Raw genomic sequence first — 7101 nt, 5'->3', positions numbered from 1 at the left:
AGGATGAAGAAAATCAGCAAAATCAAGTTTATGCTTTATTAACGAGAAGTTTTCTATAGGGGTGCTGAGTAGTTACCATTCAAGTTTTCAAGACGAAAAGCTCTTAATGCAGAATAATACTCGATTTGTTCCTTAGAAATGGCAAATTCGCCAGAAGACAATTTTTTGATAATGTCTTTTGTACGAGATTCGATTTCTTTTTTTGTAGACTCCGTTGGCAAATTGATTTTTCCATTCCACGGGCCTAAGTTGTCAACTTGGTTTATACCGACAACCAAATTGATTTCGGTCTTTTTTCTACCGAGTCCGAATAAAGTAATTGGCATAACTAATTATTTTTGTTTAACAATAGTTTTTCTTTAATCATTTCTTCCAAACTTTGGAGATTCCATTTAAGCAATGCAGAATATACACAAACATCATTGCGCGAAACATTTGGCATATTTGCAAATATTTTGCTATATACGTTACCATAATAGTCATCTATTTTCCCTTGTATTAATGGGTCATCAACAGATGTAGCATTGAGATCTATTCCATCTGGATTCTCTTTTGACTTGAACAACAAATCCACTTGATTAACACCAAGGATGATTTGAGTATTTTGAGTCAATATTTTATTATCCATTAAACTTTTATAGAACATTTCATCCTGTTTGTATGCTCTGGTATCAGCCTGACTCAAACAAATAAGAATAGATGCTTTATCAATGTATTTCTCGTAGAATTCTATATATTGCATATCTGCATCAAGACTTTCTGCTATACCTGGCAAATCTACAAGATTGACAAATACTTTCGTATCCTCAATCATCAAAGGTACATTCAACACCATTGGATACTTCGTACAAGCGACAGCCTTGTTTGTGGGTAAATTCAATCCCCAAATTTCATTTAGGGTCGTTGACTTTCCACAACCACGTTTACCTGCAATAACTATTGTAGGTGCTTTTTTATCGAAAGTTGTTTCGTTAGTTTTTTCAATAACGCCCTCCCATAGTTTTTCCTTTAACATTTCATAGTTCCAATCTAATGGCACAGAAACAGGAATAATGGAATCACAAGAAAATGATTCTTGTGTTAGGTCTTTACTAAATGCGTTATATAAAGTATTACTTATCTGTAATAATTTTGCCACTGAATTTAGTTCTACATTTTTGCAGTTGTCATCTAACAACAAATAATCGGATTTACTTAAACAGATTACAACATGTTGATTGGTATGATAATCGGATTTTATGAGTTCCCTAAAAAAAGAGATTTCTTGCTTATATCCGAAAGATGAAGCTGGAACTAAAAAGAGGATAACTTCTGACGAAGCTATTTCTTTAAGAATAGACTTATTCTTGAACCATTCTTTTTGTAGAGAATATACAATAGAAGGCAATTCCTTTATTTGAAAATCCATATTACCTCTTCCTGGTATAGATTCTCTTACAGAATAATAAACGACCCCATTGTCTGATTTCATAACAGACGAGTCTTTCCACAAAGCCTCTATTAAAGAAGTTTTGCCTTGTCCTATCCCTCCTATGACAGAAATTGTAGGTATTTTTATTTCTTTATTTTCCATTGTCTGATTCTAATATATTTAACAATTTAATTGCATCTGGATAATTTCTCTTCTCCGCAATTTTTAATACTTTAATTGCTTGCTCTACACTTTTCGTAACGCCTAAGCCTATTGCATAACAATATCCCAATCTGGTTATTCCCAAAAGACTTCCTTGTTCTGCACACTTCTTAGCATATTCAAAGTGCCTCTCAGGACATTTGGGAACAATACTGCCATCTAAATATATCATCATTATTTTTTCTATAGCTGAGACATAGCCCATATCTGCAGCTTTTTTGAACAACTTGAATATAGCTTTCTTTTCATCTTTCCCATATGCTTCATTTAGTAATACGGCCCCTGTATAATAGTAATAAGGGTGTGTACTATCTGGAACGCTGTCTAGAATATTCATTGAAACTTCTATATCTTTCTCACCCCCAAGACCATAGAAATAAATTTTGGACAGCAATATAGAAGCCTGCTCTACACCTGCATTATGAAGAAACTTTAATTTTTTACAATTTGCTCTATCAATTTTTTCATATTTCTCGACTTTTATCTTGAGCGTAGCTAATATGAATCCATTATTAGCAGATTTTTCATAGCACTCCAATGCAAATGCAAGATGATTTTTTACACCTATTGAGAACTCATATAATTCTCCCAATCGGTATAATGCAGCATAATTATCATCATTAGCTAATTGTAATAATTCAGTTTTATTGCTATTTGCCAAGATAGAATAGTCAAAATCCAATCCTTCCATTAGAATCAACAAATCTTTTAGATCCTTCTTATATATTCCATCGTATAAATTAAGAAACGCTGAAATCCATTTTTTGTATGACGCATTGAAAGGACAATCGTGTATAACCTCTGATAAAGAATCGTATTTGTTTCTTGATTTTTTGTAACAATATGTAACAAAAACATCTTCAAGTTTCTTCATATACTCTTCCTTGTCCATAAAGGCAGAACATCCCTGACATAAATCAAGTAAATTCTCTTGTACAAATGGATTTGCCTTTGCCTTATCCTCACTTCCCGCCAGCAATTCCTCATAGTATTCACGACTATCGCTAATGAGATACTTCATTCCATCCGTATTAATCGTGCCATTCGTGACGAGCAAAGGTAGATGTGGAGCCAATCCTGCTGATGACCAGAAGTAGGTGTCTGCCATATAGCCTATCATACATTCCAAGTAAGGAACAAGGTCTTCAACGATTTCATTCAAAAGACCAGGCTCGTTATCGTAATCATCTTGATTGATGAAAGAACGTTGAAAGTCAGTTGGCTCTATTTCAGGCACGTCAAATTTGTCTGTGCTGTTAGCTCCTACGCCCCACATGTGGAGTTGGAAGACCAACTTACCATCACCAGGGCGGAAGAAAGGGGTGATGAGTAAGGTGGGGAGATTCTTCAATTCCTCACGCATAGCCATTACCTGTACATCGGTAGGGTTCACCGCTGGTTTCCATGCCCCACTATAGAAGAGAATAGGATGGTCGGTCATAGTGCTCCAATGTTTGTCGCAATACTGTTCCAATTGTTTCTCGACAACTGGATAGACCAGTTTGTTAAACTTGTCGTGGTTGGAACGAGTGAAGATAACATGCATGGCAACGTTCTCCTCTTGGTTTGCCAAGAGGTTACCGAAAGCTTGGTTCTTCATCACAATGGGGAGCACCTTCAAGGGCCAGTTGCTGATAGTCGTCTCGTAGGTGAGTTTCTCCAAAAGATGGTCAACCTCGTCCTTTAGTTCCTTGAGTCTGTCAGCATGCTTTTCCTTCTCTAACTGTAGGGTCAGTTCCTGCCCCTCACGCATGAGTCGCCACATGTGCTCCGTGTTGCGCTCTTTGGCAGCACGCTCAAATTCCTCACGCTTCTGTTGAAGCGCAGCATTTTGGCGACTGCCACACCAATTGTTGTAGATTTGCAATCCAACATTGGCGAGTATCATGGTTATAGCACCTATTGCCATATCTATTTCGTTTTAAAATGTGTTTGACCTTACTTGTTCCTTTATTGCCTCAATGTCTTTCTTGTCGAATACATCCAGTAGCTGCGGTGTAGTCTTCTCATCAAGTGCTGCAAGGATGTTGTCGTTCTCTCCCTTTATGAATGCTTTTAATTCGGCATTGCCCTCTACGAGTCGTTTCATGTCAGTATGCTCATTGTCGTTCAACAAGTTAGGCAACGTGGGCTTTGCACCTTGCGTCAGCACCATATAAGAGTCACGAACAGTACCTGTAATAACAGATACGCTGGTATGCAGCAATTCTATCACCTCATTGCGATATTCTATGTTTTTTTCTGCCTCAACAGGATTAAAGTCAAAGTTGAGAAGTGGACGAATCAGAGGACGCGAAGCCTGAGGCTCCCATACTGCACCGCTGAGATACATTTTTCCGTCACGATATTGAGGAGAAATTACCAAAGTTGGCATTTGGCTCATCAGGAAGTGGATATTCATTATGCTGGCATTGCCTCCAGACAAATCAGGCTTCAAGCAAGCATCCTTGCGGAAATCGACATTCCCGATAAGAGGAATATCATTCTTTTTGATAGTATATTCCAACTCCTTATATATTTGTGCATCTGCAGCATTGGCATCTGTTCCGTAAGCTCGTAATGGCAACAAAGGTGTGTGCATCAGAATAACATTCAATCGTGGTGCTGCATTTTTAGCTACGTTGCGAATCTCATGCAAGATAGTTTGAGGCAACAAGGGGTCGAGTGGCCAACAATACTGCAAGTAGTATTTCAGTTCAATGGCTTGCATCTGCGCATTGAAGGACTGGCGAGACACTTCTTGTCTCTGTTCACGAGCCAGGGCTACGAGCCTACGCTTGAAGGCAATGTCTTCTTGCATGCGTTCATCGTCAGTAATGCGGCGAGCTCGTTCCATCTCTAACAGAAACTCTTGATTCCGTTCGTGTGCCTTGTCTTGCAATCTGCGGTTGTTCCATCCCAACAGCGTAGAGCTGATGGAGTTTGCCACCCAAAACATGCCATAACCTGGGAATCTTATGTTCTGTGATGCTATAGGTATATCCATAACTTATATGTCTAATATATATTGTCGGAGAATGTGTCAGACGAATCATCGTTGTTGCCAAAACCATCGTCATGCGATGTTGCCAGCGATGAATCATCGTGCATATCATCTACTGTATTTGTATGGTCATCTTGGTCAATTCCAGAAAACATCGAAACGTCATCATCTGAACATGCAGCAACAAGCATATCATCCACAGGCTCGGGTGAAAGCGAGACAAGCATAGATGCATCGTCAGAAGAAGGTATTTCGGGCAATTCAAAATCTGCATTCATTAAGTCTGCCGGTAACTGCAAATCCGCATCCGTTAAACCGTCAAGCGTATCATCAACAACGGAATTTGCATGCAACAACTGGTGTAAAGCATCGTCATGTGCAGCCAACTGCGTAAACTGCTGCATATCATTTGCTGATAGGTTGCCATCGAGGAATGCAGCAAACTCTTCTATACTCGGTAGTGATGTATGTTTAAGCATGTCTTGCCTCCTTTCTGCAAACTTGTTTGAATTGTTTCTCTGCCAAAATCCTTTTGTTATAATAGTTATCCATTGACATACCGAGTGCCTCGGCAGTCTCCTTGTGCGACTTTTGCTCCAGATAGAGCAAGCGAATGATGTTGCGGTATCTTACGTTGGACATCAAACCGAGCAAAGTTTCAACATCAGCACGATTCATTCCACTAAAGTCTATTGGATTAGAGAGCGTTTCGTCATTTCTTCTATCACTTATCGCATCTTCGCTATCTTCCTTTTCGACAGTATGCGGTAATGGTTCATAAACTGGCATACGCTGCTTCAACTCATATTTCTTATAGCAATAGAACAAACAAACAGTCTTTATCCAACTGGCCAAAGTACTTTCGCCTCTGAAATTCTCCATTTGACATCGTCCTGTAGCCTTGCTTGGAGTTAACACAACGATATAGATCTCATCAATAAACTCCTTGTAGTCTGTGCAATCCGTATAGTAGTTGTCGTATATGGACTTGAAAAGAGGGAAGCAATGATGGTAAAAGTACTTGCGCGTAATCGTATTATCCCTTTGTATAAGAGCTTGGGCTATTTGCAAGTCTTCCGTATATATCTTTTTGATTTCCATAAGTCTAATCAATTTTTTCCAAAAATGCGCTCGGCACATATGCCGTTGCAAATGTTGCCATGTCACCGATTATAACACCCACTCTCTGTTGTCCTTGCCATCTTTTCACTCTTCCAATTATTCCCTTAAACGCGCCATCAACAACACGCACCATCTGGCCTGTCTGAAAATTAGGCACGCTTGACAATGAGACGATAATGTCACTTGCTTCTGCTTCGCAGATAATTTTCAAACTTTCCATCTGATATTTGGGTACTATGAGCGGAGTCTTTATGGCTCTGCTACCGACATGCTCGTGGCGATAATAAAAACGAAGGAATGGGAGATTTACGTTGTCGTAAACAAAAGTTTTGAGTTGTTCTTCTGTGCCGTAGGCGAAGAAAATGTTTGGCAAACGTGACTCAGTAACAACTTTTCGTTTACCATTTATAAGTTTAACCGAATTTATTGTAGGATAGAAAGCCGTGATGCCTTTGGCGGTCAAATAATCGTATGCCTTTTTCTCTCTACCATATGTGGTACGTAAAGCATACCAATGAGGAATTTCGTCCTCCTTTTGCGCTTTAGGCTTACTTGCTATATGGGCATTTCTGGTGGACACCCCTGTTTGTGAACTCTCAGCGGAAACAGTGCTTTGAGCTTCGGGGAGGGCGTTGGAGGTAAGTCCAGCGCAAGGAGGGAATTCACCACCTCCTAGGGTGTGTCCATCGTTAGATGTCCATTCATCGACTTTCATATCGGTGCTAACTTTTTTCTAGACAGAAATCCGTTAAATTGTGACACAAAAAAAGCGTGGAATCGTCCTGTTGTCCATTCCACACACTGAGGCTCTTCCAACTGCCTATCAAAGTCGAACAGACAACGTCAGAGCCCACGCCGATATGAAAATCGCTACCGCAAAGAGACCTATATAAAACATTTAACTGCACCCAAAAGGGTACAATTCATGCTTACAAGGTCTCCACGGGATTGATATAATCACACCCGGGACATCTACCGTTGACCATATTCGAGACTTTGATACTGATTGTTTTGGAAGATTTCAGTGTGTCTCAAACACAGCGTCGATAAACGCCTTCTATGTCTGAACTGTCATTCCCACCCATTTCCCGCGTTTGTATAGATATGTCATTTTGACTTCACTACACTCAGCACGGCGTAGGCTGCCGACTCGGTTATCTCGCAAGAACTCGTCTAACATTGACAACTGCGGTCTGGCTGTACAGTCCGAATGCAAATTTATAGAAAATAATCGAAGAACAAAACAAAAATGAAAAAAAACTCAATGACAAGATATGTTTTTAAGATATCCTTAATTCCGCAACACTATAATTTAATATTTTTTATAAGTACCTGAGCAACAAAAAGTTGCTCAGGATTTTGC

Annotated in this window: 7 protein-coding genes; all 7 read right to left on the bottom strand. The window is 39.4% G+C overall.

The genetic code is table 11. From position 1 onward, the window contains the following. Positions 1–53: 53 nt before the first annotated feature. The 7 genes from AAAT87_RS14765 to AAAT87_RS14735 are packed head-to-tail and all read right to left on the bottom strand — an operon-like array spanning position 54 to position 6453. Complete coding sequence (locus AAAT87_RS14765) at positions 54–326, bottom strand: hypothetical protein (RefSeq protein ID WP_349226843.1); 273 nt, start codon at positions 324–326, stop codon at positions 54–56. 2 nt (positions 327–328) lie between these two features. Next, positions 329–1573, bottom strand: a complete 1245-nt coding sequence (locus tag AAAT87_RS14760; protein ID WP_349226842.1) for a GTPase — start codon at positions 1571–1573, stop codon at positions 329–331. Beyond that, positions 1563–3542, bottom strand: a complete 1980-nt coding sequence (locus AAAT87_RS14755; RefSeq protein ID WP_349226841.1) for a tetratricopeptide repeat protein — start codon at positions 3540–3542, stop codon at positions 1563–1565. The genes AAAT87_RS14760 and AAAT87_RS14755 overlap by 11 nt, the downstream gene beginning before the upstream one ends. A 12-nt stretch (positions 3543–3554) precedes the next feature. Next, positions 3555–4619 (bottom strand): hypothetical protein, encoded by a 1065-nt coding sequence (locus AAAT87_RS14750; protein ID WP_349226840.1) that lies wholly within the window; start codon positions 4617–4619, stop codon positions 3555–3557. Between the two features lie 11 nt (positions 4620–4630). Further along, entirely contained in the window at positions 4631–5095 is a 465-nt protein-coding gene (locus tag AAAT87_RS14745) for an anti-sigma factor (protein WP_349226839.1), read from the bottom strand. Next, the gene (locus tag AAAT87_RS14740) at positions 5088–5717 is read right to left on the bottom strand and encodes an RNA polymerase sigma factor (protein ID WP_349226838.1); all 630 of its coding nucleotides are present in this window, start codon (positions 5715–5717) and stop codon (positions 5088–5090) included. Before AAAT87_RS14740 ends, AAAT87_RS14745 begins: the two co-directional genes overlap by 8 nt. Before the next feature lie 4 nt (positions 5718–5721). After that, positions 5722–6453, bottom strand: a complete 732-nt coding sequence (locus AAAT87_RS14735; RefSeq protein ID WP_349226837.1) for a UpxY family transcription antiterminator — start codon at positions 6451–6453, stop codon at positions 5722–5724. Between the last annotated feature and the right edge of the window lie 648 nt (positions 6454–7101).

Source organism: Segatella sinensis (assembly GCF_040095255.1).
Taxonomy (GTDB): domain Bacteria; phylum Bacteroidota; class Bacteroidia; order Bacteroidales; family Bacteroidaceae; genus Prevotella; species Prevotella sinensis.
This window is presented reverse-complemented; position numbering and strand designations above follow the sequence as displayed.